Origin of the sequence: Bacillus luti, from assembly GCF_009739945.1 — a bacterium.
Taxonomy (GTDB): Bacteria; Bacillota; Bacilli; order Bacillales; family Bacillaceae_G; genus Bacillus_A; species Bacillus_A luti.
In genome coordinates this window covers 5,158,352-5,178,893 of sequence record NZ_CP040336.1, presented here as the reverse complement: position 1 = coordinate 5,178,893, position 20,542 = coordinate 5,158,352, and the positions used below count along the sequence as shown (strand labels likewise).

The window sequence follows — 20,542 nt, the reverse complement described above, 5'->3', positions numbered from 1 at the left end:
AGCTATCAGTAGAAATCCGTCCTACAAATAGCTTGCTTTTCTCATTTTTTAAGTAAGTTTTTACTATCCAATGAATGGCATGAACATCGGTATGACAACTACTGTCACAACCCCAACTACTGTTACAGCAATACTAGCCATTGCTGCCTCTACTTCACCCATTTCAATTCCTACTGCAACTCCTAATGCATGACCTGCTGTTCCAAGTGCTAAACCTTTTGCAATTGGATGTTTCACTCTAAATGTTTTTAAGAATAATGCTCCTAATGCGTATACGATAACTGCGTTAAAAATAACTGCAAACGATGTAATTGCTGGTATACCACCAATACTTTCAGAAATTGGTAATGCAATGGCTGTTGTTGCTGCCTGTGGTAACATTGAATTCATTACTGCTGTATCTAGACCAATTGCTTTGGCAACAATGAACACGACAATTACTGAGCAAATAGATCCAACTACGATAGCCGATAAAATTTGCCACCAATATTTTTTTAACTTATCCACTTGTTTATATAATGGAATTGCAAATGCAATTGTTGCTGGTTCTAAGAAGAAACTGATCATTTTCCCGCCAGTATTATATTCTTCAAAAGTAAAGTTACCTACCTTCAGAAAGACAATTCCTAACACCATCGCTACAAATAATGGTGTGAATAAGAAGAATCCTTTTGAGTGTTTGAATAAAAGCGTTCCGATTCCGTATGCAATTAATGAAACGACGATTCCGAAATATGGAGTCATTGTACTTGTCATGTTCATTACCTCCTAACCATGTATGGTCTAAAATAGTTATGCAACTTTTCCGTGTTTACGTCCTTTGTTTATAACTTTTAATTCTTTTGTATCTTTTGTTTCTTTGTCATCTTTTCCTAAAATGAATTGTGCAAATAATCCCGTTACAGCGAGTAAAATAACTGTCGCGACAACAATTACGATTAAAATTTGTATGAAATATTGGCTCATTACACCAAGTGAATTAATAACTGAAATACCTGATGGAACGAAAAGGAATCCGATAATACCTGTTAAAGCTGTTCCGAGTGATTCAACTTGCTCTAATTTAATAACTTTTAAACATAATAAACTAAATAAAATGACTAACCCGATTACCGATGAAGGCATCGGAATTGGTAAATGCGTTGCAATAATATTAGAAATTAACATAACGGCTGAGAATATGAATGCTTGTGATAAGAAACTATATACTTTTTTCGTACTCATTTTGTCCACCTCTTTCGATTTGGTACCTTTATTGTATAAGAGATAACTGATTCGGTAAGCGCTTACAAAACAGAACGTCAAATATGCAGAATCAGTTGCAGGAATATGAGGACGAAATACAAAAGCTGCTTCTTAAATACGAAGCAGCTTCTTGAGTTCTTTTGCATATGTACGGCTAACTGGGACTTTAGATCCCTCTTTCATAATTAAATTATAAGTAGAATTGAACCACGGTTGTACCTCTACAATATGATTAATATTTGCAATAAAACTACGATGCACACGCATAAAACTTGCTTGTGGTAACTTCTTTTCCAAAATGACAAGCGTATCATGTGTTACATACGTTTCCCTCATTGTTTTTACGGTTACTTTTCCATCTACAAGCCCTACATATATAATATCTTCAATATTTACAAGTACGATTGATTCCTCAATTGGCAACGCTAATTTGTGCATCTCTGCTGTTACATCGCCCACCTTTATTTCTTGCTTTGTTTCTATTTTCGCTTGTTTTTGTTTTTTATACTTCTTTAATGTCTGTACAATACGTTCTTCATCAAATGGCTTTAAAATGTAATCCAACGCATCTACCTCAAATGCTTGCAATGCATATTGATCATACGCAGTTGCAAATACAATTGCAGGGGGATTTTTCATCTTTTTTAATATATTGGCGATCTCAAATCCATTATCATCTGATAATTGAATATCTAGAAATACAATATCCGGTCTCTTGTTCATTAGTTCCTCTAATGCGTCTTCCACACAATCGGCCTCACCAATGATCTCAACTTCTTTCGTTCTTTCTAATAAATACTTTAGTTCATCACGTGCTAACATTTCATCATCAACTACTAATACCTTTAACAATCCGTTCTTCCTCCTTTACTTTTTTTGGGATTATAAAAGTAATATCCGTTCCCTTGTGTAGCGCACTTTCAATATGAAGCATCGTCTCTTTCCCAAATAAACCGACTAGACGCTCATTAATATTATATAAAGCTGTTCCGGTCCCTTTCTTTGACGAAACTACCATCTTCCCTAATTGCTCTAGACGTTCACTCTCAATCCCTTGTCCATTATCTTTCACTGCAAAATGAACCATACCCTCTTTTTCAAACGCATGTACTTCAACTTGACATACTGGTTGCTTCTTCGGAAAAGCATGTCGCAATGCATTTTCGACTAATAGTTGAAGAACAAACGGTGGGACTAACGTTGTCTTTAGCTCCTCCTCAATGTACATCCTTACTTCATACTTATTTGGAAACCTCGCTTGTTCCAATGATAAATATGCCTGTACATGATTTAATTCTTGTTCTAGTGGGATCAACAATTGACGTGCCCCTTGTAAATTACAACGGAAATATACGCTAAGCTGCAATAATAATTTCCTCGCTTTTTCTACATCTGTTCGGCATAAAGCTGATACTGTATTAATTGCGTTAAATAAAAAATGCGGATTGATTTGTGCTTGTAACGCTTTTATTTCAGCATCTTGCAATAACTTACTTTGCAACTCGGCTTCACCTAACTCAAGCTGCGTGGAGAATATTTTCGCTAAGCCTTCCGCTAACTCTTCCTCAACACGACCTAATTGACTAGCATTTTTAAAATAAAGTTTTAATGTTCCTATCGTATTCCCATGTGAAGTGAGTGGAATAACAACTGCCGCTTGTAACGGACACCCTTCATGTTGACAATTAATAATCTCACGCGATTTCGCTTTCATTATTTTCCCCGTATGTAGAACCTCTTTCGATAAACCTGTTATTAAACTGTGTGAAGGAATATGATGATCTGATGCTAATCCGACGTGAGCTAATATTTTCTCTGTATCTGTTAAGGATACCGCATCTGTTCCCGTAAAGCGGTGAATAATTTGTGCCACATGCTTGCAAGATTCCTCTGTTAAACCTCGGCGAAAATAAGGTAACGTTTTATCAGCAATGCGCAATACCTTATGAGTCTGCAATGCTTTCGCATTCTCTTCCTGACGCAAAATAGCTTGGATCATGGAAAGTAAAATAAAACTCCCGAAACTGTTCACAAGGATCATCGGTATCGCGATTGTTTTCACAATACTTATTCCATCCTCTACAATTAATAGAATCATAATCATTTCTAAAGAAACGATAAATACACTTAAAATTGCTGAAAACTTAGGCGTAATCGTACGGTTATATTTTTTGAAAATGTATCCAATATATCCCGCTATCACTCCTGCCAAAATTGACGAGATTGCACAACTTAACGCTGTCGTCCCGCCAAGCATATAACGGTGAATACCGGCAATCGACCCTACTCCAATTCCAACGATAGGACCACCAAGCAATCCACTAATTCCAACACCCATAATACGTGTATTTGCAATTGTACTCGATGAAGAAACACCTTGTAGCCAATTTTCATTCATAATCGTATTCCCTGCAATTTCAATTCCTGTGTAATTGCTTACAATTGTAAACACTGAAAAAATACAAATAAGTTTAAACTTATCTATATATCCGTCCTGCCTATGAAGTAGGCGCCTGAATGTCTTAATATGAGAGAGTAAAAAACCTAAAATAACAATAAGTCCAACACGTTCAATCATCATAAGTACTAAATTTAACATCTGTGAGTCATTCCTTTTTATATTAGTTAGTTTTATTATGGGAAAATAATGAAGTCGGCGTCAAGAAGAATGAAATACCTTTTGAAATATTTTACACATAGCAATTTCCTCTTTATTTGACAATCTAATAGAAGAGTGCTAAAAATAAAGTAATATAATACAGTCCTTTAACACAACCCCGTGAGGTTGAGAAGGAAGTCGGAATACAAAATACGTATGTTCTTTTTAGGGATACGTATGCTTCTTTGGCCTTCTCATCATATCAGGTGAGAAGGCCTTTTGTTATTCTTCCATAGCGACTGTAGAAGAAAATAAGGAGGAGTAATGATGAACGTCACTACTGATGTACAATCAACAATAGAGGAGACGAAAGAGAAAAGATATAAAACATTATTTGGTTCTGCGCTAGGATATGCAGCAGAAGGTTTAGATATGTTGCTCTTATCTTTCGTACTCGTCTACATTCTAAAAGAATTTCATTTAAGCCCTGTTGAGGGTGGAAACTTAACATTAGCTACCACAATTGGAATGCTAATCGGATCTTATTTGTTCGGATTTATTGCTGATTTATTTGGGCGTATTCGTACCATGGCCTTCACAATCTTACTATTTTCACTAGCAACAGCACTCATTTATTTCGCAACAGATTATTGGCAATTATTAATTCTTCGCTTTTTAGTAGGAATGGGAGTTGGTGGTGAATTCGGGATTGGAATGGCCATCGTAACTGAAACATGGTCTAAAGAAATGCGGGCTAAGGCGACATCCGTTGTTGCGCTCGGATGGCAATTCGGTGTACTAGTCGCTTCTCTCCTTCCAGCATTTATCGTCCCGCATTTTGGATGGAGAGCTGTTTTCTTATTTGGACTCATTCCTGCTTTATTAGCTGTTTACGTCCGCAAAAGTTTAAGTGAACCGAAAATATGGGAACAAAAACAACGATACAAAAAAGAATTGTTACAAAAAGAAGCTGAAGGTAATTTAACAACTACTGAGGCGGAACAACTAAAGCAAATGAAAAAGTTCCCACTTCGAAAGTTATTTGCAAATAAAAAGGTAACGATAACGACAATTGGTCTTATTATTATGTCATTCATCCAGAACTTTGGATATTATGGAATTTTCACATGGATGCCAACTATCTTAGCGAATAAATATAACTACACATTAGCAAAAGCGAGCGGTTGGATGTTCATCTCTACGATCGGAATGCTAATTGGCATTGCAACTTTTGGTATTCTAGCCGATAAAATTGGGCGCCGTAAAACTTTTACAATCTATTATATCGGTGGTACTATATACTGTCTCATTTACTTCTTCTTATTCACAGACTCAACATTACTGTTATGGGGAAGTGCGTTGCTTGGATTCTTTGCAAATGGCATGATGGGAGGATTCGGAGCAATTTTAGCTGAAAACTACCCCGCTGAAGCTCGCTCTACAGCAGAAAACTTTATTTTCGGTACAGGGCGTGGTTTAGCTGGATTTGGACCTGTAATTATCGGCTTACTTGCTGCAGGTGGTAATTTAATGGGAGCACTATCTCTCATCTTCATTATCTATCCAATCGGTTTAGTTACAATGCTATTATGTGTCCCAGAGACTAAAGATAAAGTATTAGAATAGATTGAAACTATACAAAATGATTGTTCAAGTACTATCCCCTTCAGGAAAAGTAGTTGGATAAATAAGAAAGAGGAAGCATCTCAAATGAGATGCTTCCTCTTTTTATATAAAATAAAACATGCAATTATTTTGATTTACTAGCTTTTTGGAACAAGAAGGAAGTTTTATCTTCTTCTTTTACAATACCTTGTTTTAATGCTAGTTCCCCTGCAACTTTAGGTGCTAGCCATAGCATCGGGAACAACAGAATAGATACTGGAACAGCTGTTACTACAATGAATGACTGCAACGCATTAATGCTTCCCTCACCCATGTATAAAAGAATCGCTGCAACTGTTCCCATAATAAGTGACCAAAAAATTCGTAAGCTAATTCTAGGATCTCCATCTCCAGTCACTGCCATTGAAATCGAATAAGCCATTGAATCTCCTGTTGTCACTACAAATAAAATTGTTAATAACAGAAATGCAGGTCCAATAATATTAGAAAGTGGCAGCTGCTCTGTAATTGCAATCATAGCTGCTGGCATACCAGATTCACTTAATGCGGTCGAGATAGAACCAGGATTCATTAACTCATAAAACACACCTGATCCCCCTAGTATAGTAAACCAAAACGTTGTAATAATTGGGGCAATAATTCCAATTGCAACGATGATTTCTCGGATTGTTCTTCCTCTTGAAATACGGCTCACTAAAATTGCCATCATCGGTCCATATCCAATAAACCATCCCCAGAAAAAGATCGTCCAAGATCCTAACCAAGCTGTATCCCCTCGATATGTGCTCATTGGAATAAATTCATTTATATAAAATCCAAACGAAGAAATAAATGCATCAATAATAAATCCGCCTGGTCCACAGAATAATACAAATACCATCAATAAAATCGCTAACTTAACATTTAAATCACTTATGATTTGAATCCCTTTATTAATTCCTGTCACTGCAGATATAGTAGAAACAGCAACGACACAAACAATAATTGCTAATTGAGTAGTAAACACATCAGGAATTCCAAACAATGCTTGTAATCCATAACTTGCTTGTAGTCCTAAAAATCCGATTGGACCAATCGTCCCTGCAGCTACCGCAATAATTGCAAATACATCGATCATCGTTCCAAGCGTACTCTTTCGCAATTTCTCCCCGAAAATAGGATATAAAAGTGTGCGAGGCTTTAACGGCATCCCTTTATGATAATGCCCATACATCATCACTACTGCACTAATTGTTCCTAAAATCGTCCAAGCCAAGAAACCCCAATGCATATAACTTTGCGCTAAAGCAGGCATGACTGCTTCTTCCGTTCCAGCAGATATACCTTCATGTATCGGTGGCACCGTCATCAAGTGGTACATCGGCTCTGCAGCTGCCCAAAAAACGCCACCTCCGGCAAGTAATGTAGACATAATAATAGCGAGCCATTTTGCCGTACTAATCTCAGGTTTTTCTAATCCCCCAAGTTTAACTCTTCCATATTTCGAGAACGCCATACACATTGCAACAATAAATGTACCAATTAATAAAACTTGCCAAAAGGCACCAAAATATTTAATTGAAGCTGTAAAACTGCTATTAATGACTCCCTCTACGTAACTTTTATTTAAGAAAACCGCAATTACAAATAGTAAAAGTGAGCCACCACTAATAAGAAATACAGGCCAATCCGTTTTTCGACTCTTCATCCTCATTTACACTTCCTCCTTCCTCAGCAATCTAAAAAAACAACTTTATTATGTTTTATTGTTTACACCCAAAACACAATGATTATATAAGTATAATAATTCATCAATTTTCTACACACTTATGTTGTCCCTAAAAATATGCTAAATCCCTTATTTAAAAGAAAATTTCTATTCCTCTTACATAAAAAAGCAAAACAAAAGACCTTATATTTCTATAAGGTCTTCGAAACAGAAATTTGATTATAACATAAGGAACTCCTTGGTTCAAAAATCCTCTTCCAAAAATAACCGAGAGTAAAGGCTTCCATTTGCTACGTAACAGTAATTTAAAAAATTTATATTAAATATTATTTATGAAAGAAATTCGGCTTCAAAATATCATTCGGATACGGTTTATGATAAACATGAGTGGTAGCTGGCGACAATGGTGGAATTAACCATACCCAATTACCTGTTACAACACGACCACACGCAGCTTCCTGCTTCTCAAACTGTTGAAATTGTTGTGCTGCAGTATGATGATCAACAATACTAACTCCTTGTTTTTTAAAAGAGTGTAAAACAGCCACATTTAATTCAACCAATGCTTTATCTTTCCATAGCGTACCGTTTCTTGATGTATCTAAATCCATCATCTCCGCAACGGCTGGGAGTAAATTATAACGATCATGATCCGCTAAGTTACGAGCCCCAATCTCCGTTCCCATATACCATCCATTGAACGGAGCAGCAGTATAAGAAATACCACCTATCTCTAAACGCATATCTGAAATCATCGGCACTCCATACCATTTTACTCCGAGTGACGATACAGGGTATTCTGGATGCTCAATTACTACCTCTTTTACTTCTTTTTTCGGAATTTCTTTATATATAGGTGCTTTTCCATCCACAGAAAATACAAGCGGTAATACATCAAAGTTGGTACCTTCTCCTCGCCAACCAAGTTCCTGACAAAAATCCGTAAATGTGGCGGAATGAGAATCACCTATCACTCCCATTTCCGTTTTATATCCTGCATATCGAATTAGTTGATGATTATAAATTCGTATATTATTTTCTTTACCTTGATATTGCTTAAAAATTGTAATGGTCGGTTTCACTTTTCCGTCATTCGTTGCATATTTAATATGATGAATTAATGCATTATACACACCCTCTTCATCATTCACTTCACGTGCATCTAATATGTGCATCTTACTCCAAAATAGCCTTCCAATACATCTATTACTATTACGCCATGCCATTCGCGAACCATGAACAAGCTCTTCGAATGTATGCTCATAAGTCCCCGTTTTCTCTATTTCAATTTGAATTTCTTTTATACGTTCTTCTATTAATTGCTCTTTCTGAAGCTCTTTATAGCAAATCGTAATAAAATTACTTGCTTCCTCTATTAATTGTTTCGTTTTACTCATAAACAATCTCCTTCTATTTCAACAAAACGCTACTACTTTACAGTATAAGCAAAAAGAATACGAGTCACAAATGAAAGTGAGAGTGTTACTTTTATTGTAATATTTTTCAGAAAATTAAACGGATTACTATTGACTTACATGTAAAATAGATGTATTTTTGACTAAAGTAAATTATTTTTACCTAGACCAACTTTTTGACTAGAAAGGAGGGTATGTTAGTTCATTTCATTTGCCAACGCTACAATATGACTATGATGAACTAGAGCCATATATGGATAGCAACTGATGGCACAGGAAGCTGGGCCAAAGTAAATGAAAAGTATTTACAAGCAATTCAATCCCGAAAAACATTAGTCATACGTATAAGGAAAATTTGGTAGTGTAAGAGTAGTATTGCCAGCATCCTCCAGAATCCCCCGGATTGCCACCGGGGGATTTATGATTATTTCATTGCATGTATGTAATAATGTAATACCTTTTCTATTTCTATTTTCAAATCGCGGAAGGAGAATCCTAATTCATTAGCCTTTCCATTATGTAATGTACAATTAATCACTTCATTATAAGGCGCTACATTATCTCCTACTTCTTGAACGAGTGCTTTTATTCCCATATTTTCTTCTATAAAACGAATAATTTCTCTAGTAGAAACTACTCCGTTGCTACAAGCATTAATTGGTCCTTCTATGTTTTCCATCCCAGACCAAGCTAAAAATTCTCCTGCTTCTTTTTCAAGTATAAACGACAACTCTCCTTCAAGATGATTCACAGCGACAGGTTCTTGTCTCATAATATGTTCAACGTAAAATTGTAACCTTTTCGTATAGTCGTTTTCTCCAATAACAACTGGAAAACGTACTGCAACAACTGGGAACGTTGCTTTTTGGAGTAAAACTGCTTCGGCTAATCTCTTTCCCTCACTATAACTGAAGTTATTCCTATCTCCATACGCGACTTCATACTCGTACGGATTAAAGTCCTCTTCTAATAAGTTTCGTGCAGGTTTATAGACGGCCATTGAAGATGTCATAATATACTTCTTCGTTTTCCCTTTCAAAACTTTACATACTATCTTCGCTGCATTCGAGCTATAGCATAAATTATCGTATACGATATCATAACTTTTATCTTCTAGACACTCTTCTAATTGTTTTTCGTCTTCTCTATCTACAATCAGTCTTTTTACTGTACTTCCAAAAGAATCTTCCGTAATTCCTCTCGTCGCAATCGTTACATCGTGTCCATCTTGCAAAAGTGCTTCTACTAAATGTTTACCAAAAAACCTTGTTCCCCCTAGCACTAATACTTTTTTCAATTTCATCATCCCCATTACAATGATTTGTAAAATACTTCCTCTATCATTATAAACGCTACTATATAAAAAGCATGGAATCAATTTAATGATTCCATGCTTTTCTATAGATAATATATTAACGTACTCTATATTTAAAAATACAATAACAGAAGTATAAAATAGAAATTACTGATACATAAACCCAAAGTTCATATACAAATCCCTCTCCCCATACTCCCATAAAATAAAAGAGCGAAGGCAACGTCAACGTTACCCACGATTGCACGAAAGCAATTCTACCAAGGTATTGATTAATATTCTTTTTTTGTGTATTTAATACAAAGAATAAATACCAAAGTAATGCCCACATAAACCATGTTAACGCACCAACAACATCATGAAATTGAACAAATGAAACAACCATATAGAATAATGCAATAATGGCTACCCATATACAAAACCATCCTAGGCCGCTACTATCCATCCCTTTAATAAAAGTAACTCCTACATATAAATAGGTTAATCCAAATAAAAAAGTAGCTGCGTATGAATACACCGTCCAATTACTTTGATCAGAAATCATAATTAAATAGAACGGAATAATAATTTGTAATGCCCCCACAAATAGATTAAAAACACCCGCACTTTTCATCTCTGCTTTGCCTAATATAACAAGGCTGTTTAAAAATAAAGCTGCACCTGAAAGTAACAATCCTACATAACCCATATATTCTCATGTGAAAACCTTACATTTTCACACTGTAACCTCCCCATCTTGTAAAAAATGATATTATTCCTTATTCTCCTTCTTATTTACAACTACATACAAAGTTTTTTGCAAAACAAGTCAGACTTCCTACCTTGAAAAACGACATACAAACCCATTCCATACATGCTACACAGTAAATAATATGAATCTGAGCGTAACACGTCTTAAAACGCTTTCAATAATACGTAATTCAATCAAAAAGCTAATAGGATTATTTGATTATAAACGTACTCTAGTAATGATACAAGTATTGGAATACTTTTCAATATCATATTTTTTATTTCTATAAAAAATATGATGAATGATGCATTTTCCCTATCTCACTCTATTAATTATTCGCATAGAATATTGTAAATTCATATTAATTTAGAAAGGTTTGATATGTATGCCTCTTCATTATCCAAATCACTCTCTTACTTACTCAACTGGTGTTTTAACAAGAGAACCCGCTACCGTTTCTGCAGTAGTAAACATCGCAAATCTAGATGTACATTACGAACACCCTATAAGTATAGAGGTTTGGGATTGGTCTAATTATTCTAATCCGGTGAAATTACCTGTATTAATTGGTGAAAACACGGAAGCAATCTTTCCTTATCCTTTAGCTGGAAATCATTTAGCGGTCTTTTATGCAGATTTAAATGAATCTGTTAATTTGTATGAAATTCGTATTTCTTATCGTAAGCACGCTAATGTTGTTGCAAATTGTTTTGGACGAAGCCTCCCTCCTTATACAAGCCAACAAGGTAATACTGTATACCATAAGCAACTCGTTAAAATTCATGAAAGTATTACGTTTCCATATTATCAGTCTTAATGCATCCGAAAACCTCTAGACCAGTAATACCCTTTTTCCTTCTCTAGAAAAAAGGGTATTACTGATCCCAAAGGGCATATTTAATATTATTTTAATGATCATAAATGTCATTTGGATTTATTGTAGAAATAAATCCATTTACAGTACTATATTTTTTCGATATATCATCTGGAGTTACAGTAAACGTTACAATTTTATTACTCTGTTGCTTAAAATAACGCATCCAATTTTGGCTCCATTGATCTTCTGTAATAACGCGTTTATTAAAATCTTCCCATAGTACACCATGGATAAAATTTAAAGTCGCACTTTTAATCGTTTCAAATCCCCAATTCTGTACAAGCAATAAATTAGAATCAACACTTTTAATTTCTTTTAATAAATTTACATACGCCAATCTAAATTTTTCTTGTACAGCTGCCTGATCATAAAAATAATCGTCAATATCACCCGCAGTATCTAAAAATACCCCATCTATACCTTTTTCAATAATTTGCTGTTTTACCTTATTAATGATAATACTTCGGTAATGGCTGTCAGCTAAATTCATAATATATGTATCCCACTGTTCAATTCTCATTTTCTCGCCGTCTCTATAATAATAATCCGACTCCATTACTTGTGATTTATGCCAATCTTCTAATTCTAAAACACTAACATAGCCGAGGACCACAGTTCCTGATTTTTTTAATTGTTGAACCTGTTCTCTCGTAAATGCATAAGGCTCAATAATAACCATGTCATACTTCGAAAGTCTTTCAATTACTTGCTCATTTGCTTCACCATAATAAATTTTATAGCTTTGCACATTTTTCAAAATTGGATTCACTGCATTTACTTGTGCTGCTGTATTTGAAGAAAAAATAAAAGAAAATATAGAGAAAAAACAGATGGAACGTTTCCAACTCATAATCATATTGCCTCCTATACTAATATAATAATATTCTCATGTTTTATATTTTAAAACTTTAATAAAGTGTCGTTATTTTATAAAAACCCCTCAAAAACACAATGGATTAACAAAAATTAGAATTTATTTCTCTTGAATTTACTACATCCCTATTGATAAAATAATTTGTATTCTGCAGAAAATATATATTTTAAAATAGCTGTTTATTTTACTTCATGTATTATTCCTCGGAGCTAAATTGGTAAACGAAAGAAGGGGTCTATTTATGCACTATAAACAATCCAATTTATTCATGAAATTGATTGAACCTACTATTCTCTTTATTGCTCTATTTGTTCTCTCAATATTAACTGATTTTTTTACGTCTACACATGAATATTTCATACTTTTATTTATTACATTAATTATTTCTAGCCGATACGGTATATCAATTGCACTTTTCACATTCCTGGAATCAATAGTTTATATTTTTGTAAGCGGTATATATAAAGGTGATGATATACTACTTTACTTCTATTCATCAGATCATTGGATAAGCTGGATTTTCTTGCTTGTTGTTAGTTTATATTGCGGATTAATGAGTACTTCACAAAAAGAACGTTATGAAGATATACATATGATAAATACTGAACTCCAGTCTGAAAATAAAGAGCTAAAGTATGTTATTAAACAATTGGATGAAACACGTATTACACTTCGTTCTCGTGTGCTTGAATCAAACAATCATTTATCTAAAATGTACCATATGTTTAAAGCCTTAAATCATACACATCCTGAAATTGTATTAGATGAAGGCATGAATGTATTAAAAACATATTTTGGTGCGAAAAAAATTGGCATCTATCACGTAGATAACAATAAACAATCTCTTCGTATTAAATTAAGATCAGAAACTGGTGAAAATACTTTATCTCAATCAATTTTTGTTAAAAACGCTTCACCAGTCATCAAGAATGCGTTAGCGCATAATCGACCTTTTTTCCGTACAGAAGAAGATTTTCAAGACGCACCACTTTTAGTTGGTCCTGTCTTATTCCAAGATAATGTACAATACATCATTATCTTAGATGAAATTGAATTCTCCAAAATAACTTCTGAACAATTTGAACTCTTCACATGGTATTTACGCTGGATGGGTGACCGTTTACAAAACGCTTCCAATATCTGGATATCTAGCCAAGAAGAGCGTACATTCCCTAACACGAGTATTTACTATGAAGACGAATTTGAACATTTATTAGAAATCGAACAAAAACGTTACGAAACATTATCATATCCATATTCATATTTTGAATTCCATGCGTCACAGGACTCTTTACAAGCAATAAATGCAATCTTAAAAACACATTTACGTGATATTGATATCTTCAGTTATAGTACAGTCCATCAAAAAATCATGATTTTATTACCTGGTACTGAAGAAAAGTTTTTATTACAAGTTAAAACTCGTATACAAAATGCGCTCTCTGCTGAAGGAGTGATATTCTAATGATTTTCCTCCTTTTTTATATTATATATGCTATTTTAATTTTTCTCTTATTTCGATTTACGAAAGGTTTAATGTCAGAAAATAAAAAAGGAATTATTGAATTTTGCTTAATTATCTCTCTTCTGTTCCCACTCCTTGGGCTTATTGTATCAGTAATCATGTTATTACTTAATATAAAGCGTTCCAAAACAGGGTGGTTACAGCAGTATTCTGATTATGTGTCCTTTCAGGTTGATAATTATGAAGATATTTTAGAATCAGCTAAACAGGATATGGACCTTATTTCATTTTCTTCCGGATTAGAAATTGATAAGCCAGAGTTACATAAACAACTCATTGTACAATTAAGTTCTTCCACTATTTCTAATGAAGGTGGATTATTGAAAGAAGCGATTCATCATAAAGATCCTGAAACTGTACATTATGCTGCAACTACGATTAATTTACTAAATGAACGTTATGAAAAACAGATTGGATACTTAAATAAACAATTTCTGCAACATCCCCAAAACGATATTGCAAAAGAATTAGTTTCTAATTATTTAAGGTATATAGAAAGTGGGCTACTTTCCAATCAACAGAAAGAGAAAACAATTAATGAATTTATGAGTCTCATTACGCAAAGTATAGAACTTTTCCCGGACGAATTGCTCTACTCTTTCCAGCTCGGAAATCTACTTCTATACAAAAAACAATATGTAGAATCCGAAGGACAATTTTCACATCTAATCCACCGTAATCCTGAATCATATTACGGTTATGTCGGATTACTAGAACTATACTACGAACAACAATTATGGGACAAACTTTATAAATTAATTGATAATCTAACATCTACAAAAAAAGTTCATATTTTACCACGTAAATATCAATTATTTGTAGGGCAGTTTGGAGGCATACACATTGAAGAAGAGCATTAATATATATATCGGGATCATCAGTATTACTTTACTTCTCTTAGTTTTCTCTATCCTTATATATCGAACAAATAATTTTTATCAATTTTTTTCTATTCCCAATACTAAAGAAACAGATACTGTTAAAGCAGTAACAGCGAAAGATGTAACTCCAAATGGTCAAGAAATGCAATTCTACGTTTTAACAACGGATAATAATTTAGGTGAGCAAGTTACGTTCCATACAAAAAAGGCAATGGATTACGCCCACCTACATTATAAGGATATTACAGCTAATGAAATTAAGACGCTTACTCCTTCTCCTTATACAGGAATCATTATTACGGGTGAAGTAATGGCGCAACTGCCACAAGCTGATATTCAAAATTTTGTACAGATGGGTGGAAGACTCATTATTGCCAACCGGCTCGATTCAGATCCTTCCTGGAATTCCTTATTTGGGATTAACCAAAAAGGAGGATTCACAGATGCAAAGGGATTAACTTTTGAACAAGTTTTATTCCCTGGATATCCAGATCTCTCAAACTCTTCTTCTCTATTTACACATAGCTCAATGGACATTGCACTAGATGAGAATACAACTGATCCTTGGATAACAGCCGAAGACCTTCCGATTCTTTGGACGAATGAATATGGTGATGGAAAGGTCTTATATTGGAATACAACAGCATTAAATAATAAATTAGGTAGAGGGATGTTTGTCCAATCACTTGGTACCATTTTCCCTACTTTTGCTACAGCACAACTTGGTGCAGAGATTATGTATATCGATGATTTCCCATCACCCGTACCAAGCGGTGAGCTAAAAAACTTAACGACCGAAAAAATTTCTGTTGAAGAATTTTATAAAAAACATTGGTGGAAGAATATGAAAGACATCTCTGACGAACTTCATATTAAATACACAGGGGTTGCAATTGGAACATATCAAAATAAGGTGACGCCTCCTTTTGAAGATTTCGCTAATAAAAATAGAAATACCTATTTATTATTTGGAAGGGAATTGTTATCTCAAGGCGGAGAGATTGGAATACACGGCTATAATCATCAACCCTTATTATTACCAAAAGATCCGGTAGACAAATCGTTGGAATACATTCCATGGAATTCAAAAGAGGATATGGCTAATGCTTTAGATGCTCTACAAAAGCTCGCATATAACTTCTTTCCAAATGAAAAATTAAAAACTTATGTACCACCATCCAATATTATAAATACAACTGGATTAAATGTATTAAATGATAGTGTTCCTACACTAGAAACTGTTTCCTCCCTATATATAGGAAGTAGCAGTAACGGCAGCTTGATTCAGGAATTCGAGCAAGATAAACAGAACAAAAACATTTATCACTTCCCGCGCATTACGAGTGGTTATGCTATTTCAGACGAGGAACAGTTCATCTTAACCGATGTTACTGCAAATTTAGGTGTTATTTCACACTTCGTCCATCCCGATGATATTCTTGATGAAAAACGTTCAGGTAACTTAACTTGGGAAGAATTATTTAAAGCTTATAAAAAAACAATCTTTGAAATACGTGAAAGATATCCTTATATAGAAAGTATGACCCAAAGCGAAGCAACTGCTTCCATGAAAATTTATCAAACTGGTGATTTAGCTGTTTCTTATGAAGATGATGCTGTTCATATTGCATATAAAGGATTACCAAACCACACTTCAACGATTATACGTGTAGAAGAAGGAAAAAAATTAAAAACTGGTTCTTTCCCGTACGGTACAGTTACAAAACTAGATTCACAAATTTATAGCGTTACATTAAAAAAAGCCAACGCTACAATTCCAATTAAAGGAGCATAGCAAATGAGAATAGGTTTAGTCGTTGAAGGAAGTTACCCTTTTGTCAGTGGCGGAGTAGCAAGCTGGGTACAAATGATCATCCAACAATTTAAAGAACATGAATTCACCATATTTGCGATCGTACCACAAATAAAAACAGAAGAAGAATATCAATATGAGATTCCCAGTAATGTAAAAGAGATCATTATGATTCCCTTACAATCAGAAAGTGACTCAAAACATGTAAAAACGAATTTAACTACTGATGAAGTGCAAACCCTTCAAAAATGGTTTACATTTCAAGCTAACGATACAGCGGCATTACGTATATTAGGGAATAAACAAAAGTTAGGAACGCTTCACTCCTTCTTCGAAAGCCGTGAGTTTTATGAAATTGTTAAAGAGAGCTATATATATGAAAAAAGTAGTGGCTCTTTCTTAAATTATTTTTGGATGTGGAGGTCTATGTTCACACCAATCATTCAAATTTTACAAATTGATTTCCCAAAACTAGATCTTATCCATTCTGTATCAACGGGCTATGGTGGATTACTTGGTGCGGCAATCAGTGCTAATTCTGATATACCATTTCTGCTAACTGAACACGGTATCTACTCTCGGGAACGTGAAGAAGAAATATTACAATCAACTTGGATACCAATTGAATATAAAAAAAGATGGGTTTCCTTCTTCCATCATTTATCTCACCAGGCATACGAACAGGCTGATGATGTAATTACTTTATTCGGTCGAAATAGTATATATCAAAAAGAACTAGGTGCTCCATCCCATAAACTAAAAATCATACCAAATGGAGTTACTCTATCTGATTATGTAGGACTTCGTAAATCAAAGTACAACCCGGAAAAACTCGTTATTTCCGCTATTATACGCGTTGTACCGATTAAAGATGTAAAAACGATGATTTATGCAGCTAAATTATTAGTAGAGAAAGGTGTTCCTTTTATATTTTATCTACTAGGACCCGATACTGAAGAACCAGAATACGCCCAAGAATGTCGCGATTTAATTCAGCAATTAGGATTAAAAGATTATGTAATAATGACTGGCAGAGTGAATATTAAAGATTACTTAAAACAAACGGATATTCTCGTATTAACAAGTATATCTGAAGGACAACCTCTAGCTATGTTAGAAGGTATGGCCGCAGGATTACCATGGGTTGTTACGGATGTTGGTTCTTGTAAAGAATTAATTTATGGACAAGATGGTGATCCCTATGGTCAATGTGGATTTGTGGTACCACCTGTATCTCCTGAACAAGTTGCTACTTATTTAGAATGGTATTACCGTCATCCTGAATCTATTCAACAATTTGGAGATAATGGCCGAAATCGTATTGAAGCGCACTATCAATTATCAGGTGTCGTTGAAAGTTATCGTAAGCTTTACTTAGAAAGAGGCGAAAAAATGTGGCAGGCATAGGATTCCGATTACAAAAATTATTTCAAGAAGACTACTATTCTTCAAGGGTGAAAGCTTATGGGTTTTCGTTGTTTGTTACAGCAGGTCCTTGGTTAGTTGTTATTTTAGCAGTAACAGCTATTCGATATATTTTAAGTTTGTTCCATTCAATTTCAATTGAAGAACAGCGGCTTTTCACCATTTCTATTTCATACTGTTTTATTTTTTCGCAAATTATATACGGGGCACTGCAACTCATCGTAACTAGATATGTGGCTGACCTCTTATACGAGCAGAAAGCTGATAAAGTATTCTCTTCATTTTTAGGAATGACGAAGATTACACTTTTTTTAGCTATTATTTTATGGATGTTGTTTGCGTTTTTCACACCATTGGCCTTTTATTATAAAATTGTGATGTTATTTTTATTTTTAGCTTTAAATATCATTTGGATTCAATCCATTTATTTAACGGCAGCTAAAGATTATCAATCCATCGCTCTTGCCTTTTTAATTGGTTCCATTTTTTCCTTATCTGGAATTGCACTAATTGCTTACTGGCATCCCACACTCGGATTAGAACACGGATCGGCTCTATTGCTTTTAATTTCTTTTACAATCGGTACTTTCATTACATTAGTATGGTTGAGTGTCGTTATTGTACGAATGTTCCCAAACAGTGACGCTACTGAGCAATTTACTTTTCTTTCTTATCTAGATAAATATCCGGAACTGTTTTGGTCAAGCCTATTTTACAATATCGGTATTTGGATATGTAACTTTGTTATTTGGTTTGGAGAAGGACGAGGAAATATTGAAGATACATTTATTTATCATCAAATTTATGATACTTCTGTTTTCTGGGCATATTTAAGCATTATTCCAACCTACATATTCTTTGTAGTATCCATTGAAACAAGGTTTTATGAAAGATATAAAAAGTTCTTCGGTTCAGTAAACAATGGAGGAACATTAAATACAATTTTACAATTAAAAGATTCCATGAACTTTGTCTTAAAGCAAGAAATGGAACGTATACTTCGTAATCAAGGTATTTTTTCTTTACTTATTATTTTTATAATATGGATGTTTAGTTCACAATCTGGAAAAACGACACTTGAATACTCTATTTTGCAGCTAACTATAGTCGGGGCTTATGCAAATGGAATGGTACTCGTTATTACGTTGCTACTTCTATACTTTGAGGATCGTAAAGGCGCCTTTCGAACATCGGCCTTATTCTTTTTTGCAAACTTAATATTAAGTCTCCTGCTACTTCCGTTTGGATTCAATGGTTACGGTATTAGTTTTGCAATCGGGTCTTCTATTACGTTCTTATATGCGATTTCCAGACTCTTTACTTACATTAAAGATATTGATTACTATACATTTTGCCAGTCAAATGTTCCTATAAAACAGAGAACTTTCTTTACTACATTAGCGAATAAACTTAATAGAAAATAAATATAAAAAATGACCTTTTGCTTATGCAAAGGTCATTTTTTATATCCCTTAAACTTCTACGTAACCATTTTTATTATTTGACTGCCATTTCCAAGAATCCGCACTCATTTCTTCTAATCCACGTTTTGCTTCCCATCCTAGTTCACGTTTTGCTTTTGATGCATCTGCAAAACATACCGCCACATCACCAGGGCGACGATCTGTAATTTTATAAGGGATTTTCTTATTTGAAACCCTTTCAAAAGTTTCAACCATCTCTAGCACACTGTACCCCGTACCTGTGCCCAGATTATAAGCATCCACTCCTGTTGTATTCAATACTTTCTCTAGCGCCTTTACATGGCCATTTGCTAAGTCTACAACATGTATGTAATCACGGATGCCTGTCCCATCCTTCGTTGCATAGTCGTTTCCAAATACACTTAATTCTTTTAACTTACCTACCGCCACTTGTGTTACATATGGCATTAAGTTATTTGGAATGCCATTTGGATCTTCTCCAATTCGTCCACTTTCATGTGCACCAAATGGATTGAAATAGCGAAGTAATGCAATACTCCATTCCTCATCTGCCAATGCTACATCACGCATCATTTGTTCAATCATTAGTTTTGTTTGACCATATGGATTTGTTGCACTTAATGGGAATTCTTCCGTAATTGGTGATGTTTCTGGAATACCATATACTGTTGCCGATGAACTAAAAATCATCTTCTTCACATTACGCTTTTGCATCACTTCACATAGTACTAATGTGCTAATAATGTTGTTGTGATAATACATTAATGGTTTTGCTACCGATTCTCCTACAGCTTTCAAACCTGCAAAGTGAATGACAGCTTCTATTGTATTTTCCTCGAAAATTTTATTCAGCGCCTCGTAATTTACAAGATCCTCTTTATAAAATTTGAATTGTTTCCCCGTTATCTCTTTTACTCGATGAATAGACTCCACTGAACTGTTTGATAAATTATCTATTACAATAATTTCATAACCATTATTCAGTAATTCTACGCATGTATGACTACCAATATATCCTGCTCCACCTGTTACAAGTACTGCCATAATTCTAGTCCCCCATATCA

The 20,542-nt window shown here is 34.3% G+C and carries 17 protein-coding genes; 7 read left to right on the top strand and 10 right to left on the bottom strand.

Annotation, left to right across the window (positions count from 1 at the left end; all coding sequences use genetic code 11):
* Window positions 1-63: 63 nt before the first annotated feature.
* The 4 genes from lrgB to lytS all read right to left on the bottom strand — a co-directional run bounded on the left by lrgB (window position 64) and on the right by lytS (window position 3,844).
* Window positions 64-756 (bottom strand): antiholin-like protein LrgB, encoded by a 693-nt coding sequence (gene lrgB / locus EUC40_RS26205; RefSeq protein ID WP_000204775.1) that lies wholly within the window; start codon window positions 754-756, stop codon window positions 64-66.
* 36 nt (window positions 757-792) lie between these two features.
* Window positions 793-1,224, bottom strand: a complete 432-nt coding sequence (gene lrgA, locus EUC40_RS26200) for an antiholin-like murein hydrolase modulator LrgA (protein ID WP_156576887.1) — start codon at window positions 1,222-1,224, stop codon at window positions 793-795.
* A 132-nt stretch (window positions 1,225-1,356) separates the two neighbouring features.
* Complete coding sequence (locus EUC40_RS26195; RefSeq protein WP_071710862.1) at window positions 1,357-2,097, bottom strand: LytR/AlgR family response regulator transcription factor; 741 nt, start codon at window positions 2,095-2,097, stop codon at window positions 1,357-1,359.
* Complete coding sequence (gene lytS / locus EUC40_RS26190) at window positions 2,075-3,844, bottom strand: two-component system sensor histidine kinase LytS (protein ID WP_071710863.1); 1,770 nt, start codon at window positions 3,842-3,844, stop codon at window positions 2,075-2,077. Before lytS ends, EUC40_RS26195 begins: the two co-directional genes overlap by 23 nt.
* 327 nt (window positions 3,845-4,171) lie before the next feature.
* Here lytS and EUC40_RS26185 point away from each other — a divergent pair, with 327 nt between their 5' ends.
* A complete protein-coding gene (locus EUC40_RS26185; protein ID WP_071710864.1) occupies window positions 4,172-5,470 on the top strand; it encodes an MFS transporter in 1,299 nt (432 codons plus the stop codon).
* 124 nt (window positions 5,471-5,594) lie between these two features.
* Here EUC40_RS26185 and EUC40_RS26180 read toward each other — a convergent pair whose 3' ends face one another.
* The 4 genes from EUC40_RS26180 to EUC40_RS26165 all read right to left on the bottom strand — a co-directional run bounded on the left by EUC40_RS26180 (window position 5,595) and on the right by EUC40_RS26165 (window position 10,596).
* Window positions 5,595-7,163: a BCCT family transporter gene (locus tag EUC40_RS26180; RefSeq protein ID WP_156576886.1), complete on the bottom strand. Its 1,569-nt coding sequence runs from the start codon at window positions 7,161-7,163 to the stop codon at window positions 5,595-5,597.
* Between the two features lie 341 nt (window positions 7,164-7,504).
* A complete protein-coding gene (locus EUC40_RS26175; RefSeq protein ID WP_000047633.1) occupies window positions 7,505-8,575 on the bottom strand; it encodes a nitric oxide synthase oxygenase in 1,071 nt (356 codons plus the stop codon).
* A gap of 442 nt (window positions 8,576-9,017) precedes the next feature.
* Complete coding sequence (locus tag EUC40_RS26170; protein WP_244322211.1) at window positions 9,018-9,899, bottom strand: NAD-dependent epimerase/dehydratase family protein; 882 nt, start codon at window positions 9,897-9,899, stop codon at window positions 9,018-9,020.
* A 106-nt stretch (window positions 9,900-10,005) separates the two neighbouring features.
* Complete coding sequence (locus EUC40_RS26165; RefSeq protein WP_000542563.1) at window positions 10,006-10,596, bottom strand: AmiS/UreI family transporter; 591 nt, start codon at window positions 10,594-10,596, stop codon at window positions 10,006-10,008.
* A gap of 427 nt (window positions 10,597-11,023) precedes the next feature.
* Here EUC40_RS26165 and EUC40_RS26160 point away from each other — a divergent pair, with 427 nt between their 5' ends.
* Window positions 11,024-11,455, top strand: coding sequence for a hypothetical protein (locus EUC40_RS26160; protein ID WP_156576885.1), 432 nt, complete (start codon window positions 11,024-11,026; stop codon window positions 11,453-11,455).
* Window positions 11,456-11,546: 91 nt separating this feature from the next.
* Here the strand turns inward: EUC40_RS26160 and EUC40_RS26155 are convergent, their stop codons facing one another.
* Complete coding sequence (locus EUC40_RS26155) at window positions 11,547-12,365, bottom strand: glycoside hydrolase family 191 protein (RefSeq protein ID WP_156576884.1); 819 nt, start codon at window positions 12,363-12,365, stop codon at window positions 11,547-11,549.
* A 265-nt stretch (window positions 12,366-12,630) separates the two neighbouring features.
* Here EUC40_RS26155 and EUC40_RS26150 point away from each other — a divergent pair, with 265 nt between their 5' ends.
* Genes EUC40_RS26150 through pelG form a run of 5 tightly spaced genes read left to right on the top strand, consistent with a single transcriptional unit; the run spans window position 12,631 to window position 19,457 of the window.
* Window positions 12,631-13,854: a GAF domain-containing protein gene (locus EUC40_RS26150; protein ID WP_156576883.1), complete on the top strand. Its 1,224-nt coding sequence runs from the start codon at window positions 12,631-12,633 to the stop codon at window positions 13,852-13,854.
* Window positions 13,854-14,774, top strand: a complete 921-nt coding sequence (locus EUC40_RS26145; protein WP_071710872.1) for a tetratricopeptide repeat protein — start codon at window positions 13,854-13,856, stop codon at window positions 14,772-14,774. Before EUC40_RS26150 ends, EUC40_RS26145 begins: the two co-directional genes overlap by 1 nt.
* A complete protein-coding gene (locus EUC40_RS26140) occupies window positions 14,758-16,590 on the top strand; it encodes a DUF2194 domain-containing protein (RefSeq protein WP_156576882.1) in 1,833 nt (610 codons plus the stop codon). Before EUC40_RS26145 ends, EUC40_RS26140 begins: the two co-directional genes overlap by 17 nt.
* A 3-nt stretch (window positions 16,591-16,593) precedes the next feature.
* Window positions 16,594-18,015, top strand: coding sequence for a GT4 family glycosyltransferase PelF (pelF, locus tag EUC40_RS26135; protein ID WP_071710874.1), 1,422 nt, complete (start codon window positions 16,594-16,596; stop codon window positions 18,013-18,015).
* Entirely contained in the window at window positions 18,003-19,457 is a 1,455-nt protein-coding gene (pelG, locus tag EUC40_RS26130) for an exopolysaccharide Pel transporter PelG (RefSeq protein WP_071710875.1), read from the top strand. Before pelF ends, pelG begins: the two co-directional genes overlap by 13 nt.
* Before the next feature lie 48 nt (window positions 19,458-19,505).
* On the opposite strand, the gene galE is transcribed toward pelG, so the two are convergent.
* Complete coding sequence (galE, locus tag EUC40_RS26125; RefSeq protein WP_156576881.1) at window positions 19,506-20,522, bottom strand: UDP-glucose 4-epimerase GalE; 1,017 nt, start codon at window positions 20,520-20,522, stop codon at window positions 19,506-19,508.
* Window positions 20,523-20,542: the final 20 nt, after the last annotated feature.

Excerpts from the sequence above, each read along its gene's own strand:
- lrgB (WP_000204775.1), bottom strand. The coding sequence starts at position 756 with ATGACAAGTACAATGACTCCATATTTCGGAATCGTCGTTTCATTAATT.
- lrgA (WP_156576887.1), bottom strand. The coding sequence starts at position 1,224 with ATGAGTACGAAAAAAGTATATAGTTTCTTATCACAAGCATTCATATTC.
- lytS (WP_071710863.1), bottom strand. The coding sequence starts at position 3,844 with ATGTTAAATTTAGTACTTATGATGATTGAACGTGTTGGACTTATTGTT.
- EUC40_RS26185 (WP_071710864.1), top strand. The coding sequence starts at position 4,172 with ATGAACGTCACTACTGATGTACAATCAACAATAGAGGAGACGAAAGAG.
- EUC40_RS26180 (WP_156576886.1), bottom strand. The coding sequence starts at position 7,163 with ATGAGGATGAAGAGTCGAAAAACGGATTGGCCTGTATTTCTTATTAGT.
- EUC40_RS26175 (WP_000047633.1), bottom strand. The coding sequence starts at position 8,575 with ATGAGTAAAACGAAACAATTAATAGAGGAAGCAAGTAATTTTATTACG.
- EUC40_RS26170 (WP_244322211.1), bottom strand. The coding sequence starts at position 9,899 with ATGATGAAATTGAAAAAAGTATTAGTGCTAGGGGGAACAAGGTTTTTT.
- EUC40_RS26165 (WP_000542563.1), bottom strand. The coding sequence starts at position 10,596 with ATGGGTTATGTAGGATTGTTACTTTCAGGTGCAGCTTTATTTTTAAAC.
- EUC40_RS26160 (WP_156576885.1), top strand. The coding sequence starts at position 11,024 with ATGCCTCTTCATTATCCAAATCACTCTCTTACTTACTCAACTGGTGTT.
- EUC40_RS26155 (WP_156576884.1), bottom strand. The coding sequence starts at position 12,365 with ATGAGTTGGAAACGTTCCATCTGTTTTTTCTCTATATTTTCTTTTATT.
- EUC40_RS26150 (WP_156576883.1), top strand. The coding sequence starts at position 12,631 with ATGCACTATAAACAATCCAATTTATTCATGAAATTGATTGAACCTACT.
- EUC40_RS26145 (WP_071710872.1), top strand. The coding sequence starts at position 13,854 with ATGATTTTCCTCCTTTTTTATATTATATATGCTATTTTAATTTTTCTC.
- pelF (WP_071710874.1), top strand. The coding sequence starts at position 16,594 with ATGAGAATAGGTTTAGTCGTTGAAGGAAGTTACCCTTTTGTCAGTGGC.
- galE (WP_156576881.1), bottom strand. The coding sequence starts at position 20,522 with ATGGCAGTACTTGTAACAGGTGGAGCAGGATATATTGGTAGTCATACA.